26 protein-coding genes are annotated in these 24816 nt (G+C 54.0%); 9 read left to right on the top strand and 17 right to left on the bottom strand.

What is annotated here, in order from left to right:
- Nucleotides 1-125: 125 nt before the first annotated feature.
- Nucleotides 126-857: an arginine ABC transporter substrate-binding protein ArtJ gene (gene artJ / locus KI228_RS08030; protein ID WP_043001230.1), complete on the top strand. Its 732-nt coding sequence runs from the start codon at nucleotides 126-128 to the stop codon at nucleotides 855-857.
- Nucleotides 858-951: 94 nt separating this feature from the next.
- Here the strand turns inward: artJ and rlmC are convergent, their stop codons facing one another.
- The 10 genes from rlmC to KI228_RS07980 form a co-directional block, all read right to left on the bottom strand.
- On the bottom strand, nucleotides 952-2097 hold the full coding sequence (gene rlmC, locus KI228_RS08025) for a 23S rRNA (uracil(747)-C(5))-methyltransferase RlmC (RefSeq protein WP_061070332.1): 1146 nt from the start codon (nucleotides 2095-2097) through the stop codon (nucleotides 952-954).
- A 40-nt stretch (nucleotides 2098-2137) separates the two neighbouring features.
- Nucleotides 2138-2626, bottom strand: a complete 489-nt coding sequence (locus tag KI228_RS08020) for a YbjO family protein (protein ID WP_043001232.1) — start codon at nucleotides 2624-2626, stop codon at nucleotides 2138-2140.
- Between the two features lie 59 nt (nucleotides 2627-2685).
- Complete coding sequence (gene potI, locus KI228_RS08015; RefSeq protein ID WP_042320333.1) at nucleotides 2686-3531, bottom strand: putrescine ABC transporter permease PotI; 846 nt, start codon at nucleotides 3529-3531, stop codon at nucleotides 2686-2688.
- Nucleotides 3528-4481, bottom strand: a complete 954-nt coding sequence (potH, locus tag KI228_RS08010; protein ID WP_061070333.1) for a putrescine ABC transporter permease PotH — start codon at nucleotides 4479-4481, stop codon at nucleotides 3528-3530. Before potH ends, potI begins: the two co-directional genes overlap by 4 nt.
- A 9-nt stretch (nucleotides 4482-4490) precedes the next feature.
- Complete coding sequence (gene potG, locus KI228_RS08005) at nucleotides 4491-5624, bottom strand: putrescine ABC transporter ATP-binding subunit PotG (protein ID WP_044264253.1); 1134 nt, start codon at nucleotides 5622-5624, stop codon at nucleotides 4491-4493.
- Nucleotides 5625-5721: 97 nt separating this feature from the next.
- On the bottom strand, nucleotides 5722-6834 hold the full coding sequence (potF, locus tag KI228_RS08000) for a spermidine/putrescine ABC transporter substrate-binding protein PotF (RefSeq protein ID WP_043001234.1): 1113 nt from the start codon (nucleotides 6832-6834) through the stop codon (nucleotides 5722-5724).
- Between the two features lie 364 nt (nucleotides 6835-7198).
- A complete protein-coding gene (locus KI228_RS07995; RefSeq protein WP_043001235.1) occupies nucleotides 7199-7675 on the bottom strand; it encodes a type III secretion system chaperone family protein in 477 nt (158 codons plus the stop codon).
- A gap of 90 nt (nucleotides 7676-7765) precedes the next feature.
- Nucleotides 7766-8668, bottom strand: a complete 903-nt coding sequence (rimK, locus tag KI228_RS07990; RefSeq protein ID WP_044256380.1) for a 30S ribosomal protein S6--L-glutamate ligase — start codon at nucleotides 8666-8668, stop codon at nucleotides 7766-7768.
- A 60-nt stretch (nucleotides 8669-8728) separates the two neighbouring features.
- Entirely contained in the window at nucleotides 8729-9451 is a 723-nt protein-coding gene (gene nfsA, locus KI228_RS07985) for an oxygen-insensitive NADPH nitroreductase (protein ID WP_043001237.1), read from the bottom strand.
- A complete protein-coding gene (locus KI228_RS07980; protein ID WP_043001238.1) occupies nucleotides 9435-9722 on the bottom strand; it encodes a DUF1418 family protein in 288 nt (95 codons plus the stop codon). The genes nfsA and KI228_RS07980 overlap by 17 nt, the downstream gene beginning before the upstream one ends.
- 172 nt (nucleotides 9723-9894) lie before the next feature.
- On the opposite strand from KI228_RS07980, the gene KI228_RS07975 reads away from it, so the two are divergent.
- Nucleotides 9895-10158: a GrxA family glutaredoxin gene (locus KI228_RS07975; RefSeq protein WP_000495514.1), complete on the top strand. Its 264-nt coding sequence runs from the start codon at nucleotides 9895-9897 to the stop codon at nucleotides 10156-10158.
- Nucleotides 10159-10197: 39 nt separating this feature from the next.
- Here the strand turns inward: KI228_RS07975 and KI228_RS07970 are convergent, their stop codons facing one another.
- Nucleotides 10198-10575, bottom strand: coding sequence for an inner membrane protein YbjM (locus KI228_RS07970; RefSeq protein ID WP_044256385.1), 378 nt, complete (start codon nucleotides 10573-10575; stop codon nucleotides 10198-10200).
- Nucleotides 10576-10843: 268 nt separating this feature from the next.
- Here KI228_RS07970 and KI228_RS07965 point away from each other — a divergent pair, with 268 nt between their 5' ends.
- On the top strand, nucleotides 10844-12529 hold the full coding sequence (locus KI228_RS07965) for an aspartate:alanine antiporter (protein WP_043001240.1): 1686 nt from the start codon (nucleotides 10844-10846) through the stop codon (nucleotides 12527-12529).
- A 292-nt stretch (nucleotides 12530-12821) separates the two neighbouring features.
- Here the strand turns inward: KI228_RS07965 and KI228_RS07960 are convergent, their stop codons facing one another.
- A complete protein-coding gene (locus KI228_RS07960) occupies nucleotides 12822-13361 on the bottom strand; it encodes a TetR/AcrR family transcriptional regulator (RefSeq protein ID WP_061070334.1) in 540 nt (179 codons plus the stop codon).
- Nucleotides 13362-13442: 81 nt separating this feature from the next.
- On the opposite strand from KI228_RS07960, the gene KI228_RS07955 reads away from it, so the two are divergent.
- Together KI228_RS07955 and KI228_RS07950 are read left to right on the top strand one after the other, a co-directional pair.
- Complete coding sequence (locus KI228_RS07955; protein ID WP_043001242.1) at nucleotides 13443-14651, top strand: MFS transporter; 1209 nt, start codon at nucleotides 13443-13445, stop codon at nucleotides 14649-14651.
- Nucleotides 14652-15464, top strand: a complete 813-nt coding sequence (locus KI228_RS07950; protein WP_061070335.1) for a Cof-type HAD-IIB family hydrolase — start codon at nucleotides 14652-14654, stop codon at nucleotides 15462-15464.
- 96 nt (nucleotides 15465-15560) lie between these two features.
- Here KI228_RS07950 and KI228_RS07945 read toward each other — a convergent pair whose 3' ends face one another.
- Nucleotides 15561-16793 (bottom strand): MFS transporter, encoded by a 1233-nt coding sequence (locus KI228_RS07945; protein ID WP_043001244.1) that lies wholly within the window; start codon nucleotides 16791-16793, stop codon nucleotides 15561-15563.
- 293 nt (nucleotides 16794-17086) lie between these two features.
- On the opposite strand from KI228_RS07945, the gene ybjG reads away from it, so the two are divergent.
- Both ybjG and deoR read left to right on the top strand, forming a co-directional pair.
- Nucleotides 17087-17695, top strand: coding sequence for an undecaprenyl-diphosphate phosphatase (ybjG, locus tag KI228_RS07940; protein WP_044264225.1), 609 nt, complete (start codon nucleotides 17087-17089; stop codon nucleotides 17693-17695).
- Between the two features lie 71 nt (nucleotides 17696-17766).
- Nucleotides 17767-18525, top strand: coding sequence for a DNA-binding transcriptional repressor DeoR (gene deoR / locus KI228_RS07935; RefSeq protein WP_043001246.1), 759 nt, complete (start codon nucleotides 17767-17769; stop codon nucleotides 18523-18525).
- 48 nt (nucleotides 18526-18573) lie between these two features.
- On the opposite strand, the gene dacC is transcribed toward deoR, so the two are convergent.
- Complete coding sequence (dacC, locus tag KI228_RS07930) at nucleotides 18574-19776, bottom strand: serine-type D-Ala-D-Ala carboxypeptidase (RefSeq protein WP_044256495.1); 1203 nt, start codon at nucleotides 19774-19776, stop codon at nucleotides 18574-18576.
- 247 nt (nucleotides 19777-20023) lie between these two features.
- Here dacC and KI228_RS07925 point away from each other — a divergent pair, with 247 nt between their 5' ends.
- On the top strand, nucleotides 20024-20650 hold the full coding sequence (locus KI228_RS07925; protein ID WP_061070336.1) for a glutathione S-transferase family protein: 627 nt from the start codon (nucleotides 20024-20026) through the stop codon (nucleotides 20648-20650).
- Between the two features lie 5 nt (nucleotides 20651-20655).
- On the opposite strand, the gene KI228_RS07920 is transcribed toward KI228_RS07925, so the two are convergent.
- Both KI228_RS07920 and bssR read right to left on the bottom strand, forming a co-directional pair.
- On the bottom strand, nucleotides 20656-21771 hold the full coding sequence (locus tag KI228_RS07920; protein WP_044264228.1) for a PQQ-dependent sugar dehydrogenase: 1116 nt from the start codon (nucleotides 21769-21771) through the stop codon (nucleotides 20656-20658).
- A 105-nt stretch (nucleotides 21772-21876) separates the two neighbouring features.
- Nucleotides 21877-22260: a biofilm formation regulator BssR gene (gene bssR / locus KI228_RS07915; RefSeq protein WP_043001249.1), complete on the bottom strand. Its 384-nt coding sequence runs from the start codon at nucleotides 22258-22260 to the stop codon at nucleotides 21877-21879.
- 230 nt (nucleotides 22261-22490) lie between these two features.
- Here bssR and rimO point away from each other — a divergent pair, with 230 nt between their 5' ends.
- Nucleotides 22491-23816 (top strand): 30S ribosomal protein S12 methylthiotransferase RimO, encoded by a 1326-nt coding sequence (rimO, locus tag KI228_RS07910; protein WP_043001250.1) that lies wholly within the window; start codon nucleotides 22491-22493, stop codon nucleotides 23814-23816.
- A gap of 87 nt (nucleotides 23817-23903) precedes the next feature.
- Here rimO and gsiD read toward each other — a convergent pair whose 3' ends face one another.
- Nucleotides 23904-24815: a glutathione ABC transporter permease GsiD gene (gsiD, locus tag KI228_RS07905; RefSeq protein WP_061070337.1), complete on the bottom strand. Its 912-nt coding sequence runs from the start codon at nucleotides 24813-24815 to the stop codon at nucleotides 23904-23906.
- Nucleotide 24816: the final 1 nt, after the last annotated feature.

Raw genomic sequence — 24816 nt, 5'->3', positions numbered from 1 at the left:
TAACCTGTCCGTCTTTTTTTATTTATCACAAAATAGTTAATCATTTTTATTGCATACAAATTCATTTACTGGCATTGTAAATCCATGCCGCAGAAACGGCGCCTCATCATAACGGGAGTCCAACCATGAAAAAGTTAGTTCTGGCCACATTACTTGCCTCTTTCACCTTCGGTGCCTCTGCCGCTGAAAAAATCAGTTTTGGCGTCTCTGCGACCTATCCACCGTTCGAATCTATGGATGCCAATAACCAAATCGTCGGCTTCGACCTCGATCTGGCAAAAGCCTTATGCAAACAGATGCAGGCAGAATGTACTTTCACCAACCATGCATTTGACAGCCTGATCCCGGCGCTCAAGTTCAAAAAATATGACGCCGTGATTTCCGGTATGGATATCACCCCAGAGCGGAGCAAACAGGTGGCGTTTACGACCCCCTACTATGCCAACTCGGCGCTGGTAATTTCGAAGAAAGATACCTATAAAACCTTTGCCGACCTGAAAGGTAAACGTATCGGGATGGAAAACGGCACCACTCACCAGAAATACTTGCAGGACAAGCACCCGGAAGTGAAAACCGTGGCCTATGACAGCTATCAGAATGCGTTTATCGACCTGAAAAATGGCCGTATAGATGGTGTATTCGGTGATACCGCCGTCGTGAACGAGTGGCTGAAAACTAACCCGCAGTTGGGTGTGGCAACCGAGAAAGTCACCGATCCACAGTACTTCGGTACCGGCCTCGGCATCGCGGTTCGCCCGGATAATAAAGTGCTGCTGGATAAACTGAACGCTGCGCTGGCGGCGATCAAGGCCGATGGTACGTACCAAAAAATCAACGACCAGTGGTTCCCGCAGTAAGACCGAGAATTGGCTGTAGAGTGCCTGATGACGCTACGCTTATCAGGCCTACAAAATACACTTCACTCGCAAGCCGGATAAGGCGCCATCGCCGCTATCCGGCAAACCGTGACTCGTCCTTCAGCAACAATGTCAGCACTTCATAATGCGCGGTATGTGGGAACATATCGAAAAGCTGTACCCGTTCAATGCGATAGCCTGGCAATGCGGCAATGTCTTTCGCCATCGTCTGCGCATTACAGCTGGAATAGATGATAAATTGCGGTGCCATTCGGCTGAGGTAATCACACAAGGATTTACCAATTCCGCGGCGCGGCGGGTTCACCAGCACCAGATCCGGCACAGCCCCCTGCCCGGTGGCAAACTGCGTCGAATCCAGCGCCTGAAAATGAAGATTGGTTAAGCCCAGTTCCGCCGCTGACTGCTTCGCACAAGCAATGGCTTCCGGCGCAATTTCAATTCCCGTCAACTGCATCTGCGGCGTCGCGCAGTGCAGACCAAACCCACCGACACCACAGAACAGATCCCACATGTGGTTCACCGGCAACTGCCGCACCCAGTCACGCGCTGTGGCATATAATTGGCTTGCCACCGCCGGGTTGGTCTGGAAGAAACTGTGCGGGCGGATCCACAGCGGCACGTCGTTAAACCGCTCCGCCAGCGCCTGCTGTTCAGTCAGGAAGATTTCTGTCTCCCCTTCCATAATCGCCATATGTACCGGCTGAAGATTGACGCTGATGACCTTCAGTTGCGGCAGTTGCGCCTGCAACCACGGCAGCGCAGCACGCAACTGCGCCAGTTTACTGTCGGAACGCAGAACAAAGCGCAGCATCATACCGCCATCAAACTGACTTTCCGTCAGCAAAAGGTACTTAAGCTCTCCCCGCTTGCGTGCCACGTTGTAGGGAGTTAGTCCGGCCCGCGCAATAAACGGTTTCAGCACAGCAAACACCGGCGCAAACGAGGCCGGATAGAGCGGGCAATCGCACAGATCTTCTGGCGTACCATCGCGATGCAACATGCCCAGCAACGGTTTTTCCACGCTGCCGCTGACCACCATCTTCGCCTTATTGCGAAACGCCTGCTCCGGGCCGCTGACCGGCACGCACCATTCTCCGACGGGAAAACCGGTAAGCAAATTTCGCAGATCGGCGGTTTTGGCGGTGAGTTGCTCGCCCACGGGCTGCGTGATCCACTGACAGGAACGACAACGACCGGCGTCATAGAGTGCGCACTGCATACGGAAACCTTTATCTAAACAGGGGCGAGGATTATACACATTATTGTAAGCGGAAGAAGCGACGACTGGCTGCGGGCACAAACAGTAATAACAGCACCAGCATATCGGGCAGTTTTTGCATTACCAGCGTACGCAGAATCTCCCGCTTTGACTCACCCGCAATGCTGAACAGCTCTGGATAGCCGTAGCCCAGCGAGGCCGCCCACAAATAGCTGGCGGCAATCACCTGCGTGAGGAGATAGATCCAGCGCGCCCAGTTACGCCCTTTCACCAGTGAAAACGCACACCAGATTTCAATAAATACCAGCATCAGGCTGCCGAGAAAAACCAGCGTTAAATTCCATGTCTGCACGCTGCGATGAATAAACTCGCCCAGTCCGCGAATGCCAAGGGTGTTGAAAATCATCAGCAGGTCGAGCCCACGGATCATAATAATGGCGAGCGCCGCCACCTGCACCAGCGTGGGCACATTCAGGCGGGCATGTGATGAGGATGTTTTATTAAAAAATCCCAACGAATCGTCTTCCATGAAAACAATGCCGCGACGAGCGCGGCATTATGTAGCCAGGTTGGCAGATTTTAGTGTCTTCAGTCACGTCTTGCACGTTGGATATCGCGGATCCGCTGTTTTTCCGTGCGAGCCATCAAATACCAGGCGATAAAACCAACAATTCCCACCACCCCGAGTATCAGCGTCGCCAGGGCGTTAATTTCCGGGTTAACGCCCATCCGCACGCTGGAGAAGACCAGCATCGGTAACGTGGTCGCGCCCGGTCCGGAGACAAAGCTGGCAATGACCAGATCGTCCAGCGACAGGGTAAATGCCAGCAGCCAGCCGGAGACCACCGCTGGCATAATCATCGGCAGCGTAATCACAAAGAACACCTTCAGCGGCGTCGCCCCCAGATCCATCGCCGCTTCCTCAATGGAGCGATCCAGTTCACGCAGGCGCGAGGAGATCACCACCGCCACATACGCCGTACAGAACGTGACGTGTGCCAGCCAGATAGTCAGCATGCCACGATCTGACGGCCAGCCAATAGCGTGCCCCAGTGCGACAAACAGCAGCAACAAAGAGAGCCCGGTGATCACATCCGGCATCACCAGCGGCGCGGTGATCATAAAGGCAAAGCCGTTCGACCCGCGAAAGCGACCAAAACGCACCATCACCACCGCAGCAATCGTGCCGAGTATCGCCGCCATGGTCGCCGCGCAGGCGGCGATGGTCAGACTCAACCCCACTGCGCTCATCATTGCGCTATCGCGGAACAGTTCGCCATACCAGCGCGTTGACCATCCAGCCCACACCGTGACCAGTTTGGAACTGTTAAACGAGTAGATGACCAGCATCAGCATCGGTGCATACAGGAAAGTAAACCCGAGCACCAGAATCACAATCCGCCAGGGCGAACGAATTACCGGTAAGTTGTTCATCCGTGGGTCCCTCCGCTTTTTTGCTGATGTTTGTGAAACCACATAATCGGGACGATCAGCAGCAGCAACATGACAATCGCGACCGCAGACGCCACCGGCCAGTCGCGGTTGTTAAAGAACTCTTGCCACAGCACGCGACCAATCATGATGCTGTCTGGCCCGCCGAGCAGTTCCGGGATCACAAACTCGCCCACCGCCGGAATGAACACCAGCATAGAACCGGCAATAATGCCGCCTTTGGTCAGCGGGACGATCACACTAAAGAACGTTTTCAACGGACGCGCACCCAGATCCAGCGACGCTTCCACCAGCGAGTAATCAATCCGCGTCAGTGCGGTATAAATCGGCAGCACCATGAACGGCAAATAGGCGTACACAATACCGATATACACCGCCAGATTGGTGTGCAGAATGGTCAGCGGCTGGTCAATTACGCCCAGCCACAGCAGAAAGTTATTCAACACGCCATTATTTTTCAGTATCCCCATCCAGGCATATACGCGGATCAAAAACGAGGTCCACGACGGCAGGATCACCAACAGCAGCAGAATATTACGCGTTGACGGCTTGCTGTGCGCCACCGCCCACGCCAATGGATACCCCAGCAGCAGACAGCAGAGCGTTGAGATCCCCGCCACCTGTAGTGACTGCAGATAAGCATCAAAGTAGAGCGGATCGTCCGTCAACTGCAGGAAGTTACCGAGATTAAGGGTGATCGACAGTTGCCCGTCGGCCCACTCCATCAGCTCCGTATACGGCGGGATCGCTCGCGCCATCTCCGCCAGACTGATTTTAAAGACGATCAGAAAAGGCAGCAGAAACAGCAGGATCAGCCAGACGTAAGGCAGCGCTATCACCAGTTTGCGCCCGTGTTTCATCTGCACGCGCGCCAGCCAGAACGTAAAGCCGCCTGGTTTTTCTACGCGTGCCGGAGGTTCAAGTGTACTCATCTTCGCTCCTTAAACCGTCAACACCACACAACTGTCCGCATCCCAGCACAGACGCACCTCATCGCCCCAGGTCGGCAGACCTTTGCGATAACGGTGAGCGTTTTGCAACTGGGCGCTGATCATCTGTCCGCTTTTCAGGCGAACGTGATAGATGGAGAGATCGCCAAGATAGGCAATGTGCACCACTTCACCGACGGCGAAGTTAAAACCGTCGGCAGGCGGCTCTTCGCAGAGCATGATTTTTTCCGGACGCAGCGCCACGTGCACCGGCACGTTATCCACCACCGACGCATCCGGATCGACCTTCAACGGATGCACCAGCCCAGGAGAATAGAGCACCAGACCGTCTTCCTGGCGCTCTTTAATTACGCCCTCAAAGACATTGACCGAGCCGATAAACTCTGCGCTGTAGCGCGTGGTCGGGTGCTCGTAAATTTCTTCCGGCTCACCGATTTGCACAAACTTGCCACGGTTCATAATGGCGATACGCCCGGCCATGGTCATCGCCTCTTCCTGATCGTGCGTCACCATCACGCAGGTTACGCCGACGCGCTCAAGGATATCGACCACTTCGAGCTGCATACGGTCACGCAGCTTTTTATCCAGTGCGCCCATCGGTTCGTCGAGCAGCAGAAGTTTAGGCCGTTTTGCCAGGCTTCTCGCCAGCGCCACACGCTGACGCTGACCGCCGGAAAGCTGATGCGGTTTGCGTTTAGCGAACTCCTGCATATGCACCAGACCTAACATCTCGTCGACCCGGCTGGCAATTTCTGCTTTCGGCAGTTTGTCCTGCTTCAGGCCAAAGGCGATATTCTGTTCCACCGTCATATGGGGAAACAGCGCATAGGACTGAAACATCATATTGATGGGCCGTAAATAAGGCGGCACCTGGGACAGGTCGACGCCATCCAGCATGATTTGTCCTGTAGTAGGTTGTTCAAACCCCGCCAGCATGCGCAACAGCGTGGATTTTCCACAGCCTGATGCGCCCAGCAGGGCAAAGATTTCGCCTTTATAAATGGTCAGACTTACGTCATCGACAGCGTGCTGACCATCGAAGGATTTGGTCAGGTTGCGGATTTCGAGGAGCGGCGTCAGCGCTTTACGGGTTTTCGCCTGCGGGCGTGGGGTGGCATCATTCACGGGGTGCTCTCCGGCAGAAACAAATCATGGTGCAGGCGCACCAGAACGGTGCGCCAGTTGCCGGGAGCGCTTCGCTTGCCCGGCCTACGGTAAAAGGTTATTTACCGCTTTTCACCTTGGTCCAGGCACGCGTACGGACGCGGTCAATCTTCGGATCCTGAACTTTCAGGGTGAACATCTTCGCGCGCACGTCTGCTGGCGGATAAATACCTGGATTATCACGCACTTCTGCACTCACCAACGCCGTCGCCTCTTTGTTGGCATTCGCGTAGAACACGTGGTCAGAGATATGCGCAATCACATCCGGGCGCAACAGGTAGTTGAGGAACTGATAGGCCTCGTCTTTATTTTTGGCATCTGCTGGCATCGCGAAGACATCAAAGAAGGCCATTGCCCCTTCCTTCGGAATCGAGAAGGAGATATTGACGCCATTCTTCGCCTCTTTCGCCCGGTTGGCGGCCTGCCAGACATCTCCCGCCCAGCCAATCGCCACACAGGTATCGCCGTTAGCCAGGTCGTTGATGTACTGCGAAGAGTGGAAGTAACGGATATTCGGCCGCAGCTTGAGCAGCAGATCGGTAGCCGGTCCGGTATAGTCGTCTGCTTTGGTGCTGTTCGGATCTTTACCCAGATAGTTCAGCACGGTGGCAAACACCTCTTCCGGCGCATCGAGGAAAGAGACGCCACAGCTCTTGAGTTTTTCAAGATTTTCCGGCTTCAGCACCAGATCCCAGCTATTAAGCGGGGCATCAGCGCCGAGCACCGCTTTCACTTTATCGACGTTGTAGCCAATACCGGTGGTCGCCCACATATACGGCATCGCGAATTTATTGTCCGGGTCGTGTTTGGCGACCAGTTTCAGCAATTCCGGATCGAGGTTTTTCCAGCCCGGCAGTTTGCTCTTATCCAGCGGCTGGAAAACGCCTGCCGTCAACTGACGTTCAAGAAAGCTCGCGGAAGGCACTACCAGATCAAAACCGGTGCTACCTGCCATCAGTTTGCCTTCCAGCACTTCGTTGGAGTCAAAAACGTCATAGACCACTTTGATGCCGGTCTCTTTTTCAAAATTAGCGACCGTATCCGGCGCAATATAATCAGACCAGTTATAGATATGGAGTGTTTTTTGTTCTGCAGCGAGCGTGCCGGCAGAGACGGCCATCAGAGCACCCGCAACCAGACCCGATAGCCATTTTTTATTTAAGGCGGTCATAATCTCTTTCCTTATCAAAGTTCGTTAACAAACGAACCAAAAAAGTTGCACTCAATGCTATGCAAGAAACGTGCATAGTTTGTCACTCGGCAAAAACCAGGAAGAGTGGACGCTCCCCCGACCGTTATTGCTCGCTGTAATTAAGCTTCGCAAGAATAACTTTAGCCAGGGTTTCAGGCTATAGCCCAGATTAAAAAACGCCTTTTATCAATTTTTTATGCAATTTATGTCTATGTGATAAAGCGAAACAGCGGGAAAGGAGGTGAATAATTCTTTAAAGAAAGGTTAAATGCAGAATAAAAGAACGTAAACCGCAGCCGCTCTGGCAGCGACTGCGCTATACGCGCCATACTTCACGTTAAAATCAGTGAAGAAAATGGTTCTCAACGCTGCTTTTTTGCGCGTCTTCTTCGGCGGTAAACAGCATCTGGTGCGCGCCCGCTTCAAGAATGACCATGGATATCTGCTCTTCGCTCTGGCGCACGAACCACTCGAACTGCGCGTAAGTTACCCCTTGCATAACGGATAAAGACTGGCAAACCACCAGCTTTGGCAGATTATCATCCTGCATATCCAGAAACGCCTTCACGGTGAGGGAACTGGCATTGATGGCAGACAGATCCGCGGCCAGCGGCAGTAACGCAGAAGGCCTCACTTCAGCCATCGCGGAAAACAGCAGCGTATTATCGACGAGATCTAATTTCGCATCGTAGATGCCGTCAAAATTTTGCATGTGTGGTAAATGCAGTGCCTGACAGGTATCACATTCAAAAAAACTCATGCCCAGGTCGTCGAGCCATTGCCGCAACGTATCCAGAGTGGGAACGACCAATTCTGTCATAATAATGTGCTACCTCTTACGATAAAAAAATACCGGCACAGCTTACGCAAAAAGTGTTCGTCATGCCACGATCATCGGCGATATTAAAGACTAGCCACCCGTTTTGAGACAAAATTCAGCCGTCGCGTGGCGTTCGATCCACTGAATCATCCGCCCGGCGATATCGATACCGGTGGTTTTTTCGATCCCTTCCAGACCCGGAGAAGCATTCACTTCCATCACCAGCGGGCCGCGCTCGGCGCGTAAAATATCAACACCAGCAACATCAAGCCCCATCGTCTGCGCGGCTTTTATCGCAATTTTGCGCTCACGGGGAGTAATGTTGGCAATGCAGGCGACGCCGCCGCGATGGAGATTAGAACGAAAATCGCCGTCCTTCGCCCGTCGTTCGATGGCAGCAACCACCTCATCCCCCACCACCAGACAGCGAATATCGCGACCTTTGGCCTCTTTAATATATTCCTGAACCAGAATGTGGGCGTTAAGCCCCCGGAACGCATCCACGACGCTCTCGGCAGCCTGACGGGTTTCTGCCAGTACCACGCCAATTCCTTGCGTTCCCTCCACCAGTTTCACCACCAACGGCGCGCCACCAACCATATCGATCAGATCGCTGGTGTCATCCGGCGAGTGCGCAATGCCGGTAATCGGGAGATCGATACCCTGACGCGCCAGCAACTGCAACGAACGCAGCTTATCGCGGGCGCGGGTAATCGCTACAGATTCATTCAACGGATAGCTGCCCAGCATCTCAAACTGGCGTAGCACCGCCGTACCATAAAAGGTAATCGCCGAACCAATACGCGGAATGACGGCATCAAAATGAGGCAACTTGCGTCCTTTATAATGAATTGAGGACGCCGCCGGATTGATGTTCATATAACAGGAAAGCGGGTCGAGTATTTCAACCAGATGACCACGCGTCATCGCCGCTTCACGCAGGCGCTTACACGAGTAGAGCGTTCCATCCCGGGACAATATGGCAATTTTCACCCTGCACCTCTCTGCATCACTCGATCACTATCCCGCGTATCATACACAGCGGCGGAATTTTTAGCGCGTGGCCCAACCCTGTTTATGCAAATATTCCAGGATAAAGGGACGATTTTCCTTAATCAGCGTGCGGCGAATATGATCGCTCCAGGTGTCACGGCGGGTATTGCTGCCACGGCTGAGATAATACTGCGCGAGCTGTTCGTCATAATCAGCCAGCACGTCCTTATCGAGCGGCTGATAACGATTTTCGTGCATCACTATCGCTGCGGGCAGGCGCGGCTTCAGCTCCGGGTTATCAGCAGGCCAGCCCAGGCACAGCCCAAACAGCGGCAGTACGTGTTTTGGCAGCGCCAGCAACTCGGTGACAGATTCGATGTTATTGCGTAATCCGCCGATATAGACACCACCCAGTCCCAGCGATTCCGCCGCCGTCAGCGCGTTTTGCGCCATCATCGCCGTATCAACGACGCCCAGCAACAACTGCTCTGCAAGGCCTAATTGTGCTTCAGGGCAAATCTGCAGATGACGGTTGAAGTCGGCGCAGAAGACCCAAAACTCAGCGGCCTGCGCGACGTGCTGTTGACCGCCGGTTAAGGGTACCAGTGCGTCACGTAGTACCGGATCCGTAATACGAATAATGGATGTACACTGCAAAAAGCTGGAGCTGGAGGTCGCCTGAGCGGCGGCCAGAATCGCCTCTCGCTGTTCAGGCGTAATCGGTTGATCGGTATAATGGCGAATCGAACGGTGACGACGCAGAAGGTTAATGGTTGGAGTCATTCTCTTTTTCTCGGTCAGAACGGGATGAATCGGATGAGGGCTTCATCAGCTGGGGCGCCAGCCGCTGCGCGACTTGCCAGACGAATGCCAGTGCGGCGGGGATCATCAACAGCACGCCCAAAAAAAGCATGATAATGACCGCTAACGAGCTGTTAAACGGCGCGGGAAGCGTCAGGTAGTGGTTCAGCAACAGCAAAGCCAGCGCCAGGAGCACCATACCCACCATTTCCAGAATCAATACACTTTTCGGTAACGCGCCGGTCATACGCACAGGAAGCCCCCTTTTGTGAGACATAGTTTAAGGCGTTCAGCGTGAATGTGTTTAACAGATATAGACTAAATGTATCGAAGTAAAAGGTGCAACCTACTGTTCAAGACTGACGATTAGCGTCATCATAGCAGCCATTCGCCGTCAGGCTTTGAGTTCGAGGAGAGAGACTACAATGTTTACCGTTATTTTTGGTCGCCCGGGTTGCCCTTACTGTGTACGCGCAAAAGAACTGGCAGAGAAACTGAGCAACGAGCGCGATGATTTCAACTATCGCTACATCGACATCCACGCGGAAGGCATCACCAAAGCGGACCTGGAAAAGACCGTCGGCAAACCGGTTGAAACCGTGCCGCAGATTTTTGTTGATCAGAAACACATCGGCGGTTGCACCGATTTTGAAGCCTGGGCGAAAGAGAATTTGAACCTGTTCGCCTGAGTACTGTGAGTGATGTCATAACGCCCTCTTCGGAGGGCGTTATTGGTTTTTACGCTGTCGCGGTCTGAACAAACTGCTGATGAACAGGAAGCATAAGGCTCCCAAAGCGCACCAGAATACGGCGCTGAATAACCACGCCATCTCCTGCCACAGCGAGCGAGTGGGCGTAAAGAAAAGACGCGTGAACAGCAAACAACAAGGTGCTGCAAGCATCGCGCCAAGGAGCGGTTTGATCACCTCCCGGCGATGAGAGCAAAAACTGGCGACCGCGCCTGGCAGCGTAAAAAACAGTAGCCCAATTTCAGGATGCCCGGCCGCCCGAAATGCCCCTTTCATGTTCATCGTCAGAAAAAGACAGACAACCACAAAGAGCACAAAGCAGCAGACCGCTCCTACCCAACCATGCTTATATTTCAATCTTTTCTCCTGACACTGTCTCTATCGAACACACTTTTCGCCAAAGGCGTCCAGTCAGATAAAGCCGTTCAGCATTCCGTGCCAAAATACGCCAACACGATTCTTATAGCCGTTGATACGTAATGAGATTAAACTAGCCAGATTATATTGTTGTGCTGCTTATATTCGGGCTGTGAATATGTCACAATCGCCCTTATTTGATGGCAAAACAGTAGCCTAAATTACCATTTCTTTCAACAGCTTACTCGTAAACAAGAAGTTAGTCTCCGTGAATATAAACGTCGCCGATTTGTTAAATGGGAATTACATCCTGTTATTATTCGTTGTACTGGCTCTCGGCCTGTGTCTCGGTAAATTGCGTCTGGGTTCCATCCAACTGGGTAATTCCATTGGCGTTTTAGTCGTCTCTCTCTTATTAGGGCAACAGCATTTCAGTATTAACACTGACGCACTGAATCTGGGCTTTATGCTGTTTATTTTTTGTGTCGGCGTTGAAGCGGGTCCTAACTTTTTTTCCATTTTTTTTCGGGACGGGAAGAATTACCTGATGCTGGCTCTGGTGATGGTCGGCAGCGCGCTGCTGATCGCCCTGGGGCTGGGTAAGCTATTTGGCTGGGACATCGGCCTGACGGCCGGTATGCTGGCTGGTTCAATGACGTCTACCCCGGTTCTGGTCGGTGCTGGCGATACGCTGCGCCATTTTGGAATGGAGAGCGCACAGCTTTCCCGGGCGCTGGATAACCTGAGCCTGGGCTACGCACTGACCTACCTGATCGGTCTGGTCAGCCTGATCGTCGGCGCACGCTATCTGCCAAAATTACAGCATCAGGATCTGCAAACCAGCGCCCAGCAAATCGCCCGTGAACGCGGTCTGGACACCGACACGAACCGGAAGGTGTACCTGCCGGTCATTCGTGCTTATCGCGTCGGCCCGGAACTGGTCGCCTGGACGGACGGAAAGAACCTGCGGGAGCTCGGCATTTACCGCGCAACTGGCTGCTACATTGAACGCATCCGTCGTAACGGTATTCTGGCAAACCCGGACGGTGACGCCGTGCTGCAGATGGGTGATGAAATCGCGCTGGTCGGCTATCCGGATGCTCATGCCCGCCTCGACCCCAGCTTTCGTAACGGCAAAGAGGTGTTCGACCGCGACCTGCTCGACATGCGGATCGTCACGGAAGAGATCGTGGTGAAAAACCACAATGCCGTGGGACGCCGTCTTGCGCAACTGAAGCTCACCGATCACGGCTGCTTCCTGAACCGCGTGATTCGTTCGCAGATTGAAATGCCAATTGATGACAACGTGGTGCTCAACAAAGGCGACGTATTGCAGGTCAGCGGCGACGCGCGCCGGGTGAAAACAATCGCGGATCGTATTGGCTTTATCTCGATTCACAGCCAGGTCACCGATCTGCTGGCCTTCTGTGCGTTCTTCATTATTGGTCTGATGATCGGCATGATCACCTTCCAGTTCAGCAACTTCAGTTTCGGCATCGGTAACGCCGCTGGATTGCTGTTCGCCGGGATCATGCTGGGCTTCCTGCGTGCTAACCATCCCACATTTGGCTACATCCCGCAGGGAGCGCTGAATATGGTGAAAGAGTTCGGCCTGATGGTCTTTATGGCGGGCGTTGGCTTAAGCGCAGGCAGTGGCATCGGTCAGGGGTTAGGGGCAATTGGCGGTCAAATGCTGATTGCTGGTCTGATCGTCAGCCTGGTGCCGGTGATCATTTGCTTCCTGTTCGGCGCCTATGTCTTGCGCATGAACCGGGCGCTTCTTTTTGGCGCCATGATGGGGGCGCGTACCTGCGCACCGGCAATGGAAATTATCAGCGATACCGCGCGTAGCAATATCCCGGCACTCGGTTACGCAGGCACCTACGCGATAGCCAACGTGCTGCTGACACTGGCGGGGACACTCATCATCATCATCTGGCCAGGCTTAGGCTAAAACTGAAGTTGTCCCTTAAGTGAAAATTTTTTGCAGATATGTAGAACTTTTCCTCAAGGTGTCAGTCATAACTAGTGCCACTGCTTTTCTTTGATGTCCCCAATTTGTGGAGCCCATCAACCCCGCCGTTTTGGTTCAAGGTTGATGGGTTTTTTGTTGCCTGCATTTCTCCTCTCCCGTCTTTACCCCCCTCCTCAACCATACTGACTGATGATCGGCATGAAGAGCAGGATCGTGTGGCGCAAGACATTTGTGTCGCCGGGGAGACAACCACTATCGCCCTCAACGATGCTCACCCGGCGATGCGTTTAACCATCTGCAGGATCTCTTCGCGCGTCATCGGCGTCCGGTCAGTCACAAAATGCAACGTCATTCCTTCAATAAAAGCGTCTAGCGCCCGGGCGGTAATAGGATCAAACCACTGCTCAAGCGTTCTCTGACTGGTTTGCATCCAGTCCTGCATCACACTTCTTAGCGTCGGCTTACGATTCATCATCGCGTACAGCTGATACATCAGCTCCATATTATGCGGCGTCGTCACTTCTGAACTGTAAATGAGGGAGGTGATCGATTCGCAGGCCATTTCCGGGCCGGTCACCCCGGCAAAAAAATCACGATATTGCTGCGCCATATCGCACGTAAAACGCGTGAACGCTTCTTCAATCAACGAGTCCATACCCTCGAAGTAATACGTCATGGATCCCAGTGGAACCCCTGCACAGCTGGCGATTTTACGATGCGTTACAGCACTGATCCCATGCTCAGCAATTGTCTCCAGAGTTGCCTGAAGTATCCTTTCCCGACGCTGCGGATCGTTTGGTCGTCTGCTCATAAATTCCCCTTCTGATTTATGTACAAATGTACACAAACTTGCTAGTGTTGTCGCTATTGTTGTACTTTTGGTGCTTCCCTGATGACATTGACTTCCTCCCGCAAAGCCCTGCAACGCCGAACCTGGGCGCTTTTTATGTTCTTCTTTTTGCCCGGCTTGCTGATGGCCTCCTGGGCCACGCGCACGCCCGCCATTCGTGACACGCTTTCGGTCTCGACGGCGGAAATGGGGGCCGTACTGTTTGGTCTCTCGATTGGTTCGATGAGCGGCATCCTTTGTTCGGCCTGGCTGGTGAAACGATTTGGCACTCGAAAGGTGATTCGCACCACCATGTCCTGCGCAATTGTAGGGATGCTGGTGCTAAGCCTGGCGCTTTGGCTCACCTCCCCGGTGTTGTTCGCGCTGGGCTTAGGTGTATTCGGCGCCAGTTTTGGTTCCGCAGAAGTGGCGATCAATATTGAAGGGGCGGCCGTCGAACGTGAGATGAACAAAACCGTTTTGCCGATGATGCACGGTTTTTACAGCTTCGGCACGTTGGCGGGCGCGGGTATCGGGATGGCACTGACAGCCTTCGGCGTCGCGGCAACCACGCATATTGTACTGGCTTCGCTGGTGGCGATTGCGCCGATTTTTATTGCCATCCAGGCCATTCCTGACGGGACGGGCAAAAACGCCAACGACGGTTCTCATCACCAGGAAAAAGGCGTCCCCTTCTGGCGCGATATTCAGTTGCTGCTGATTGGCGTTGTGGTGCTGGCGATGGCCTTTGCTGAAGGGTCCGCCAACGACTGGCTACCGCTGCTGATGGTCGACGGTCACGGGTTTAGCCCGACATCCGGCTCGCTGATTTACGCAGGGTTCACGCTCGGGATGACCGTCGGGCGCTTTACCGGTGGCTGGTTTATTGACCGTTACAGTCGTGTGGCGGTGGTTCGCGCCAGCGCCCTGATGGGCGCGCTCGGTATTGGTCTGATTATTTTCGTCGACAGCGCCTGGGTGGCCGGCGTCTCTGTGATACTGTGGGGCCTGGGCGCATCGCTCGGTTTCCCGTTAACCATTTCTGCGGCCAGCGACACGGGGCCGGATGCACCGACACGCGTTAGCGTCGTGGCAACCACCGGCTATCTCGCCTTTCTCGTTGGCCCTCCGCTGCTCGGCTACCTCGGCGAACACTACGGTTTACGTAGCGCCATGCTGGTGGTGCTGGCGCTGGTGCTGCTGGCCGCCGTTGTCGCCAGAGCCGTCGCCAAACCAAATTCAACTACGCAAACTGCGATGGAGAAGGGATAAATGGGTATTAAGTTAATTGCAGTCGATATGGATGGCACTTTTCTGAGCGATCAAAAGACCTATAATCGCGAACGTTTTCTTGCACAGTATCAGCAGATGAAAACGCAGGGTATTCGTTTTGCGGTCGCCAGCGGCAATCAGTACTACCAGCTCATCTCTTTCTTTCCTGAGATTGCCCATGAGATCTCCTTTGTCGCCGAAAACGGCGGTTGGGTGGTAAGCGAAGGCCAGGATATCTTTAACGGTGATCTGGCGAAATCCGATTTTACCGCCATCGTCGATCACCTGTTAACCCGCGCCGATGTCGAAATCATCGCCTGCGGTAAGAACAGTGCGTATACCCTGAAAGCGTACAACGACGAGATGAAAGCCACCGCCGGCATGTACTATCACCGCCTCGAATTCGTGGATGATTTCAACAATATCAATGACGTGTTTTTCAAATTTGGCCTGAACATCTCTGATGACCGGATCCCGGAAGTTCAGCAAGCCCTGCACGACGCCATTGGCGATATCATGGTGCCTGTTCACACCGGCTATGGCAGCATCGATCTCATTATCCCCGGCGTACACAAAGCGAACGGACTGCGCCTGCTCCAGCAGCGTTGGGGAATTGACGATAGTGAAGTCGTGGTGTTTGGGGATGGCGGAAATGATGTTGAAATGCTGCGCCAGGCGGGCTTTAGTTTTGCAATGGAAAATGCGGCAGATACGATTGCGAAGGCCGCGAAATATCGAGCTGGCTCAAACAACAAAGAAGGCGTCCTCGACATCATTGATTATGTCCTGAAGAACGAAGCGCCATTTAATTAACAACGACTTGCGTTATTCACCAGGCTAAGGTGTTTACACCGCCATCCGATTTTATTGCCTGATGGCGGTGCGCTTAGCGGGCCAACAATGTCGCCATTACCCTTCCCGGGTATTCCCGGCCTGTTTATCTTTCAGGAAGATAAACATCAGCAACAGCCACAGCATGCCGCTCGCCAGATTAAACAGGCTGAACAGCCCATTCCCGCCGAGCAGATAAGCGTGCTTACTCAGTTCAATCCCGACGGTAAAGATCAGCATTTGCAGCATTCCCATCGCCGCAGAGACCGTGCCTTTACTCATGTCGCTGGCGAACAGGGTGAGGCGCACCAGTCCGGCGTTGGCCACACCGATGCCAAAGGCGTAAACGCTCAGACCAGCCGTCATCCACAGATACGCATGGGACGAGACGACGGTGGCCGCCGCGGCGATGAGCAGTCCCAGCACAATCGGCCAGCCGCCCATGATGATGAGCGAACGCACCGTACGCCGAGCGGTCAGGCGCGCCAGCATCAGGTTCCCGGCGATCAGCGCGCCAAAAATCGGCACCTGTAGCAGGCCATACTCGTAGCTACTAAGTTGTTCGCCGCTGATGATAATAATCGGTGACTGGGCGATCCAGGCCAGCAACGGGAGGCTGACGAACCCCAGCGCCAGCGCGCCGGCGACAAAGCGCCCATTTTTCAGCACCAGTCTGTAATCATTACCCAGCGCCTTTAGCGATAGCGGCTCGCCGATCCGCGTGGCGGTCTCCGGCATCGCCCGCTGCAGACCAAAGAACGCGATCGCCGCCAGTGCGGCGAACAGCACAAACATGCCTTCCCACGGCAGGACATGCACCCACGCCGCTCCCACCAGCGGTCCAAGCAGTGGCGCTATCAGCGCGACGTTCGCCATCAGGGCGGTGATTTTAATACACACGGCCTCTTCAAAGGACTCCTGGATAGCCGCATAACCCACCGCGCCAATAAAGCACAGACTGATGCCCTGCAAAAAACGCAGCAGGGTAAATTGTTCGATGCTTTGCGCCAGCAGCGTTGCCAGGCAGGTGACAATAAACCACACCACGCCCGCTAACATCACCGGACGACGGCCAATGCGATCCGACAGTGGCCCTAATAGCCATTGCAAAAACATACCGCCGGCCAGATAGGCGGTCATGGAGGTGGGTACCCAGTCGATCCCCGCCTGATATTGTTCCACCACCGCCAGCATGCCGGGTTGGATCATATCGTTGCCAATGTAGGTGGAGAATTCGTAGAGCACCAGACAGAGAGGGAAAAGCAGCGCCTGACGTCCAAGACGGGCACCTTGTTGTAAACGGTTTTGCATGCAATCTCTTCGACAATAAAAAATCGCGCAAAGTGTAATGAAAGAGCCTCACCTGAGATAGTGAATTATGCGTGGTAAAAGCAAAATGCGCACATTTTTACCCGCTCATGAAAATCCTTCCCTGGGTTTAAGGTTAGTCTACGTTGACGCGGTTATGCTGAGTGAAAATCACGAGCGATGTCTGAAACACCTTCTTTTACAGGTAAATAAGACAATCCCTCTTTACCCTGCGGACGGACACTTTTATTCTCGGCCTGCCTGGATTTTCATTAAACGAACTGAGTCTGACTGCTATGCTGGAAAATATTAACTATTCGCTGTTCTACTTTATCAATGCCACGCCGGACTCGGCATCGTGGATGATTTCCCTCGCCATTTTTATCGCCAAAGATCTGATCAACATCGTCCCGCTGTTAGCCGTTGTTCTCTGGCTGTGGGGACCGCGTGAACAGGTTTGCGCGCAGCGGCAGTTGATAGTCAAAATGGCGATGGCGCTGGTCGTTAGCCTGCTGGTGTCATGGGTAATGGGACACCTGTTCCCACACGATCGTCCGTTTGCCGATCGCATTGGCTACAATTATCTCCAGCATGCGGCAGATGACTCGTTCCCCAGCGATCACGGCACGGTGATATTTACCTTCGCGCTGGCGTTTTTGTTCTGGCATCGTCTCTGGTCCGGCGTTCTGTTGATGGTGTTGGCCGTCACCATCGCCTGGTCCCGCGTCTATCTTGGCGTGCACTGGCCGCTCGACATGCTCGGCGGACTGCTGGCTGGGATGATCGGCTGCCTGAGCGCGCAGATGATCTGGCAAAAATTCGGTCCGGCCCTCTATCGTGGCCTGCAACACGGTTACCGCATCTGCTTCGCCCTGCCGATTCGTAAAGGCTGGGTACGTGACTAGACGAAGGAAAAAAGAGTAATATTAAGCGCACTGAAAGAGACAGAGCGCTTAATTATTCATCCAGGGGAATTATGGAAACACGTCGCGAAGAGCGTATTGGTCAATTGCTGCAGGCACTGAAACGCAGCGATAAACTCCATCTTAAGGAAGCCGCGACCCTGCTGGGCGTCTCTGAAATGACCATTCGCCGCGACCTGAATAACAACAGTGCGCCGGTAGTGCTGCTCGGTGGCTATATTGTGCTGGAACCCCGCAGCGCCAGCCACTATCTGCTCAGCGATCAAAAATCCCGCTTAGTGGAAGAAAAACGTCGTGCGGCGCAGCTGGCGGCAAGTCTGGTGCAGCCGCATCAGACGCTGTTTTTTGACTGCGGTACGACGACGCCGTGGATCATCGAAGCGATCGATAATGACATCCCGTTTACCGCCGTCTGCTATTCCCTGAATACGTTTCTGGCATTGCAGGAAAAACCGCTGTGCCGGGCAATCCTCTCCGGCGGCGAATTTCACGCCAGCAATGCGATTTTCAAACCGCTTGATGCTCAGGAAACCCTGAACAATATCTGTCCGGATATCGCCTTTTATTCCGCTGCCGGCGTTCATATCAGCAAAGGGGCGACCTGTTTTAATCTGGAAGAATTGCCGGTGAAACACTGGGCAATGTCGATGGCGCAACACCACGTACTGGTGGCCGATCACAGCAAATTTGGCAAGGTCCGTCCGGCGCGGATGGGAGATTTAAAACACTTTGACATCGTGGTAAGCGACTGCTGCCCTGACGATGAATTTGTCAGCTTCGCCAAAGCGCAGCGAATTAAGCTTATGTACTAATTGCCGTTTGCCGGACAGGCGTCAGCGCTATCCGGCAATCATCAGGACTTAAGAGAACCAGCTACCGAACCACTGATGAAATTTCATCAGTACGAAATCCCACATCCGGCCAAAGAAGCCGCCCTCTTCTACCGCCTCCATCACGATCAACGGACGCTGTTCAATCGATTTGCCGTTCAACTGGAAGTCAATCGTCCCGACCACCTGGCCCTTTTTCAGCGGCGCGGTGAGCTGCGGTTCCGTCAGCGTAAAGCTGGCTTTCAGGTTTTTCAGTTGACCGCGCGGAATCGTCACAGAACCGGCTTCGCCAGCCCCCAGATTCACCTCACTCTTGTCACCAAACCAGACGCGCTGGGTCACAAAGGTGGCATCCGGTTTGATAGGCGTTACGGTCTCAAAGAAGCGGAACCCCCAGGTCAACAGTTTTTCTGATTCATTAAAGCGGATACGGTCAGTTTTGGTGCCTAATACCACCGAAATCAGACGCATATCGCCCTGGGTGGCCGACGCGACCAGATTGTATCCGGCCCCGGCCGTGGTGCCTGTTTTCATGCCGTCAACGTTCAGGCTGGAGCTCCAGAGCAGACGGTTTCGGTTGGGCTGGCGAATCTTGTTAAAAGTGAACTCTTTTTCTTTATGGATCGCATACTCTTCCGGCACATCGTGGATCAGTGCTTTACCCAGCAGCGCCATATCACGCGCGGTGCTGAACTGGCCCGGCGCATCCAGACCGTGTACCGTCTGGAAGGTGGTGTTCGTCAACCCAAGCTTTTTCGCATAACCATTCATCAGACCGATAAACGACTCCTGGCTCCCTGCAACATAGTCTGCCAGTGCGATACAGGCGTCGTTGCCGGACTGAATAATCACCCCTTTATTGAGATCGGAAACCGCCACCTGATCGCCGGGCTTCAGGAACATGACCGAGGAGCCGCGCAGCGCCGGGTTACCGGTCGCCCACGCGTCTTTGCCTATCGTCACCATGTCGGTCAGTTTAATTTTGCCCGCTTTGAGTGCCTGCCCCACCACATAGCTGGTCATGATTTTCGTCAGACTGGCCGGATCCAGTTTCTCATCGGCATTGCCTTCTGCCAGCACCTTACCGCTGGCGTAATCCATTAAAATCCATGCGCGCGCATCGACGCTCGGCGGTTCAATGGTCTGTTCCGCCGCCATCACCGTCGGCGCAAAGAGAAAGAGAAGGGCTGAACCCGCTGCGAAATTACGAAGGGAAGAAACGTATTGCGTCATAAATGCCACCCGAGTATCCATTCAAAAAATATACGTCATACCACCGTATAATAAGTGCGGTGAGTAATAACGCACTAAGAAGCGTAAGTGAACCGTAAGTTGGTAAAGTTTTTAAAGTTTATGCAATAACCCCCCGCTATGCCGCAACGGAGAGGAATTTTTTGTTGGCTGTTGCGTAAATGTTAGCTTTATCTCACCATGTGGAGTGAACGCAGCCCTGAGGCTGTCCATTTTTTGAGGGGTAATTATGATTACGCTGTGGGGCCGGAATAACTCAACCAACGTCAAAAAAGTATTGTGGACGCTCGAAGAACTGGAATTACCGTTTAATCATATCCTGGCGGGAGGACAGTTTGGCCTGAACCATGATGCCGATTATCTGGCGATGAACCCGAACGGTCTGGTGCCTTTGCTACGTGATGATGAAAACGACCTGCTGCTGTGGGAGTCCAACGCCATCGTGCGTTACCTGGCTGCCCAGTATGGACAAAAACGCCTGTGGGTCGAGTCACCGGCGCGTCGGGCTGAAGGCGAAAAATGGATGGACTGGGCGAATCAAACCCTCAGTCCAGCACACCGTGTGGTGCTTTTTGGTTTAGTGAGAACACCGCCGGAACAGCGCGATCACGCCGCTATCGATGCCGGAGCGAAACGCTGCGACGAGCTGTTCGCGATCCTCGACGCGGCGCTGGCCGACCAGCCCTGGTTCTCGGGAAAAGCGTTTGGCACCGGTGACATCGCCATCGCGCCGTTTGTCTACAACCTGTTCAACGTGGGACTGACATGGACACCGCGTCCGCATCTTGAGCGCTGGTACCAGCAGCTCAGCGAGCGCCCGGCGTTTCGTAAAACGGTCATGATCCCGGTCAGCTAAGCCGTTCAGGTACGCGGGCTGACTTTAAGCAACTCGCCATCGGACTCGTCGGTTAAGACATACAGATAACCGTCGGGCCCGACGCGTACGTCGCGGATCCGCTGTTTTCGCTCACCCAGAATGCGCCCCTCTTCAGCGACCGTATTGCCATTCACCCTCATCACAATCACATTCTGGTCCTTCAGTGCGCCAATGAACAGTTTCTGCCGCCACTGAGGGAAAGTATCGTGGTCATAAAAGGCCATCCCGCTAACGGCAGGTGATTTCTGCCAGTAGAAAATGGGCTGTTCGGTACCTGCCACCTTTTCGCCCTGCGCTTCCGGGATTTTCAGCCCGCTATAGTTAATGCCCCATGTCGCCAGCGGCCAGCCGTAGTTTTTGCCTTTTTCGGGGATATTGATCTCATCTCCGCCGCGCGGCCCGTGCTCATTGAGCCACAGCGTATCGCTCCACGGATTCATCGCCATCCCCTGCGGATTACGGATCCCATAAGACCAGATTTCCGGGCGCGCGCCAGGCTGATTAACAAACGGATTGTCCGCCGGGATTTTCCCCTGATCGGTCAGACGCACCACTTTCCCCTGCAGTTTGTCGAGGTCCTGTGCCGTCGGCCGCTGGTTGTTTTCCCCCAGCCCGATGAACAGATGCCCCTTACCGTCAAACACCAGTCGTCCACCGAAATGATTGCCGGTAGAGAGTTTTGGCATCTGCCGGAAGACCGTCTGGAAGTTTTCCAGCCGCGAAAGGTCGTCGCTGAGTCGACCATAGCCCACCGCAGTTCCTGCTTTTCCCTCTGCATCAGCCTGGGAAAAACTGAGCCAGACGCGCCGGGACTGGCTAAAGTCCGGAGCCAGCGCCACGTCCAGCAGACCGCCCTGCCCGTTTGCCCACACCTTTGGCACCCCAGGCAGCGGGTCAGAAAGCCCTTTTCCTGCCTGCCAGTGGCGCAACTGCCCACCCTTCAGAGTGATCAGCATGCCGTCGTCGCCCGGCAGAAAGGCCAGCGCCCACGGGTGGTCAAGTTTGGTTTGCAGCACCTCAACATTGACCGCAGGCGTTTTCGCCTGAGCAAACCAGGGGAAAATTAGCAATGTCATTACTGGGATAAGCGAACGACGCATAACGCCTCCTTGTTGACTCTGGTTAAAGCGTAGTCAGCGAAGAACGTCAGGAAGGCATTTTTACAAAAACTTAACGATGAAAGGGGGAGTCGCCTCCCCCTGGAATCAGGCATCTTCAAGCGTGGAATGAGCCTGCAAACTCTGAATGCTCAGCGTTAAGGTTGTCAGGCAGGTATTGAGTTTTTCTGCATTGACGGCAATAAAATTCGGACAGTCGTGGTGTCCGCTCATCAGGCACACCGCCGCAGCGGCGAGTGCGCCTTCGGCATGGTGCAAAGCATCCCACTCTTCCTGATCGAGATGCAGATTCAAGCGCAACGATTTATCGTGCAGCTCTCGGTTCAGTTCGAAAAAGTTCTCACGTAGATGATCATTCTCGCTGACTGACATGTATCCTTTCGCCATCCTTAGCTGCAGATACGCAGCGAGGTCGATCCTGGCGTTGATAAGCTTATTCAGCAGATCGGTTCTCAGTCTGTCAACGAACATACTTCGTTCCTCCTCTTCCAGCCATGGTGCAACATAATAGTATGGCTATTTTTTGTACAATGTGATGCCTGAGATCAATAATTCACCCGCCATTAACATAATTTACAAAGTCGCTATAAGCCAATACCGACTTTCCCGCCCTTATCGGGTGAGATAGCAATACAATTTTTGTGCGGAACTCTGTAGAATCCCTGCCCTGAACATTCCAATAACTGAACAATTTTTAAGCTATGAGCAAAGTAACCCACCAGCCGAAAATCGGCTTCGTTTCCCTCGGCTGTCCGAAAAACCTCGTCGATTCGGAACGTATCCTGACTGAACTGCGTACCGAAGGCTACGATGTCGTCCCGAGTTACGACGACGCCGATATGGTGATCGTCAATACCTGCGGTTTTATCGACAGCGCAGTGCAGGAATCACTGGAAGCCATTGGCGAAGCGCTGAACGAAAACGGCAAAGTGATCGTCACCGGCTGTCTGGGCGCGAAAGAAGATCAGATCCGTGAAGTCCATCCGAAAGTGCTGGAAATCACCGGGCCGCATAGCTATGAGCAGGTTCTGGAACATGTTCACCACTACGTGCCGAAACCGAAGCACAATCCGTTCCTGAGCCTGGTGCCGGAACAAGGCGTGAAGCTGACCCCGCGTCATTACGCCTACCTGAAAATTTCTGAAGGCTGCAATCATCGCTGCACCTTCTGCATCATTCCGTCCATGCGCGGCGATCTGGTTAGCCGTCCAATTGGTGATGTGCTGAGCGAAGCAAAGCGTCTGGTCGATGCCGGTGTGAAAGAGATCCTCGTGATTTCTCAGGACACCTCCGCCTATGGCGTGGATGTGAAGCATCGTACCGGGTTCTATAACGGTGAACCGGTGAAAACCAGCATGGTCAGCCTGTGTGAACAGCTGTCTAAACTGGGTATCTGGACGCGTCTGCACTATGTCTACCCGTATCCGCACGTTGATGACGTGATCCCGCTGATGGCGGAAGGTAAGATCCTGCCATATCTGGATATCCCGCTTCAGCACGCCAGCCCACGTATTCTCAAGTTGATGAAGCGCCCCGGCTCGGTTGACCGCCAGCTGGCGCGCATCAAGCAATGGCGTGAAATCTGTCCGGAGCTGACCCTGCGCTCAACGTTTATTGTTGGCTTCCCGGGTGAAACGGAAGACGATTTCCAGATGCTGCTCGACTTCCTGAAAGAAGCGCGTCTCGACCGCGTAGGCTGCTTCAAATACAGCCCGGTAGAAGGCGCTGGCGCCAATGCGCTGCCGGATCAGGTACCGGAAGAGGTGAAGGAAGAGCGCTGGAACCGCTTTATGCAACTGCAACAGCAGATCTCTGCGGAACGTTTGCAGGAAAAAGTTGGTCGCGAAATTCTGGTGATCGTCGATGAAGTCGACGAAGAAGGCGCGATTGGTCGCAGCATGGCCGACGCCCCGGAAATCGACGGCGCAGTCTATCTGAACGGTGAAACCAACGTGAAGCCGGGCGACGTAATCCGCGTGAAAGTGGAAAACGCCGACGAGTACGACCTGTGGGGCACCCGCGCTTAACTCTTACTGACCCAGCCGGATAAGGCATTTATGCCCCATCCGGCAATGCCTGATAACGACGCCAACGCGTCTTATCAGGCCTGTGGTTCACCCTTTTATCTTCGGGTCCAGCGCGTCGCGCAGGCCATCGCCTAACAGATTAAACGCCAGTACCGTCAGGAAAATCGCCACCGCCGGGAACAGCGCCACATGCGGCGCCATCACCATATCCGCCCGCGCTTCATTCAGCATCGCGCCCCACTCCGGCGTCGGCGGCTGTGCGCCCAGTCCCAGAAACGACAGACTTGCCGCAGAGATGATCGACGTACCAATACGCATGGTAAAAAAGACCACAATCGACGAGACGGTTCCTGGCAGGATATGACTGAAAATAATGGTCGCATCGCTGGCACCAATACTGCGCGCCGATTCGATAAACGTCTGGCGTTTCAGCACCAGCGTGTTGCCGCGCACCAGACGCGCAAATGCCGGGATTGAGAAGATCGCCACCGCGATAATCACGTTGGCAATGCCGCTGCCTAATACCGCGACCACAGCAATCGCCAGCAGGATACCCGGAAACGCAAACAGCACGTCGCAGATGCGCATGATGACCCGGTCCCACCAGCCTTCATAGTAACCCGCGAGCAGCCCCAGGACGGTGCCAATAACCGCGCCAATCAATACTGCAAAAACCCCTGCCGCCAGTGAAATTTGCGCGCCAACCAGCACGCGGCTGAAGATATCTCTGCCCAGCGAATCCACGCCGAACCAGTGCATCATCGACGGTCCGTCATTCAGCCTGTCGTAATCGAAATAGTTTTCCGCATCGAACGGCGTCAGCCAGCGGGCGAAGATTGCCACCAGGATCAGCAGCAGCACAAACAGGCCTGCTATCAACGCCACATGCTGACGGCGAAAACGTCGCCAGAATTCGTGCCACGGCGTGCGTACCCGCTCGGGTTTCACCATTGGCATGGCATCTAAAATCGCCTGACGGCGCCAGTTAAGTAAACGCATC

The sequence above is a fragment of the Citrobacter amalonaticus genome (assembly GCF_018323885.1).
In the GTDB taxonomy this organism is placed as follows: Bacteria; Pseudomonadota; Gammaproteobacteria; order Enterobacterales; family Enterobacteriaceae; genus Citrobacter_A; species Citrobacter_A amalonaticus.
The sequence above is the reverse complement of the archived record's forward strand: the minus strand, read 5'-3'. Positions and strand labels throughout refer to the sequence as shown.

Bases quoted from the DNA above. Each gene is read 5' to 3' on its own strand.
- artJ (WP_043001230.1), top strand. From the start codon at position 126: ATGAAAAAGTTAGTTCTGGCCACATTACTTGCCTCTTTCACCTTCGGT.
- rlmC (WP_061070332.1), bottom strand. From the start codon at position 2,097: ATGCAGTGCGCACTCTATGACGCCGGTCGTTGTCGTTCCTGTCAGTGG.
- KI228_RS08020 (WP_043001232.1), bottom strand. From the start codon at position 2,626: ATGGAAGACGATTCGTTGGGATTTTTTAATAAAACATCCTCATCACAT.
- potI (WP_042320333.1), bottom strand. From the start codon at position 3,531: ATGAACAACTTACCGGTAATTCGTTCGCCCTGGCGGATTGTGATTCTG.
- potH (WP_061070333.1), bottom strand. From the start codon at position 4,481: ATGAGTACACTTGAACCTCCGGCACGCGTAGAAAAACCAGGCGGCTTT.
- potF (WP_043001234.1), bottom strand. From the start codon at position 6,834: ATGACCGCCTTAAATAAAAAATGGCTATCGGGTCTGGTTGCGGGTGCT.
- KI228_RS07995 (WP_043001235.1), bottom strand. From the start codon at position 7,675: ATGACAGAATTGGTCGTTCCCACTCTGGATACGTTGCGGCAATGGCTC.
- nfsA (WP_043001237.1), bottom strand. From the start codon at position 9,451: ATGACTCCAACCATTAACCTTCTGCGTCGTCACCGTTCGATTCGCCAT.
- KI228_RS07975 (WP_000495514.1), top strand. From the start codon at position 9,895: ATGTTTACCGTTATTTTTGGTCGCCCGGGTTGCCCTTACTGTGTACGC.
- KI228_RS07960 (WP_061070334.1), bottom strand. From the start codon at position 13,361: ATGAGCAGACGACCAAACGATCCGCAGCGTCGGGAAAGGATACTTCAG.
- KI228_RS07955 (WP_043001242.1), top strand. From the start codon at position 13,443: ATGACATTGACTTCCTCCCGCAAAGCCCTGCAACGCCGAACCTGGGCG.
- KI228_RS07950 (WP_061070335.1), top strand. From the start codon at position 14,652: ATGGGTATTAAGTTAATTGCAGTCGATATGGATGGCACTTTTCTGAGC.
- KI228_RS07945 (WP_043001244.1), bottom strand. From the start codon at position 16,793: ATGCAAAACCGTTTACAACAAGGTGCCCGTCTTGGACGTCAGGCGCTG.
- ybjG (WP_044264225.1), top strand. From the start codon at position 17,087: ATGCTGGAAAATATTAACTATTCGCTGTTCTACTTTATCAATGCCACG.
- deoR (WP_043001246.1), top strand. From the start codon at position 17,767: ATGGAAACACGTCGCGAAGAGCGTATTGGTCAATTGCTGCAGGCACTG.
- dacC (WP_044256495.1), bottom strand. From the start codon at position 19,776: ATGACGCAATACGTTTCTTCCCTTCGTAATTTCGCAGCGGGTTCAGCC.
- KI228_RS07925 (WP_061070336.1), top strand. From the start codon at position 20,024: ATGATTACGCTGTGGGGCCGGAATAACTCAACCAACGTCAAAAAAGTA.
- KI228_RS07920 (WP_044264228.1), bottom strand. From the start codon at position 21,771: ATGCGTCGTTCGCTTATCCCAGTAATGACATTGCTAATTTTCCCCTGG.
- bssR (WP_043001249.1), bottom strand. From the start codon at position 22,260: ATGTTCGTTGACAGACTGAGAACCGATCTGCTGAATAAGCTTATCAAC.
- rimO (WP_043001250.1), top strand. From the start codon at position 22,491: ATGAGCAAAGTAACCCACCAGCCGAAAATCGGCTTCGTTTCCCTCGGC.
- gsiD (WP_061070337.1), bottom strand. From the start codon at position 24,815: ATGCGTTTACTTAACTGGCGCCGTCAGGCGATTTTAGATGCCATGCCA.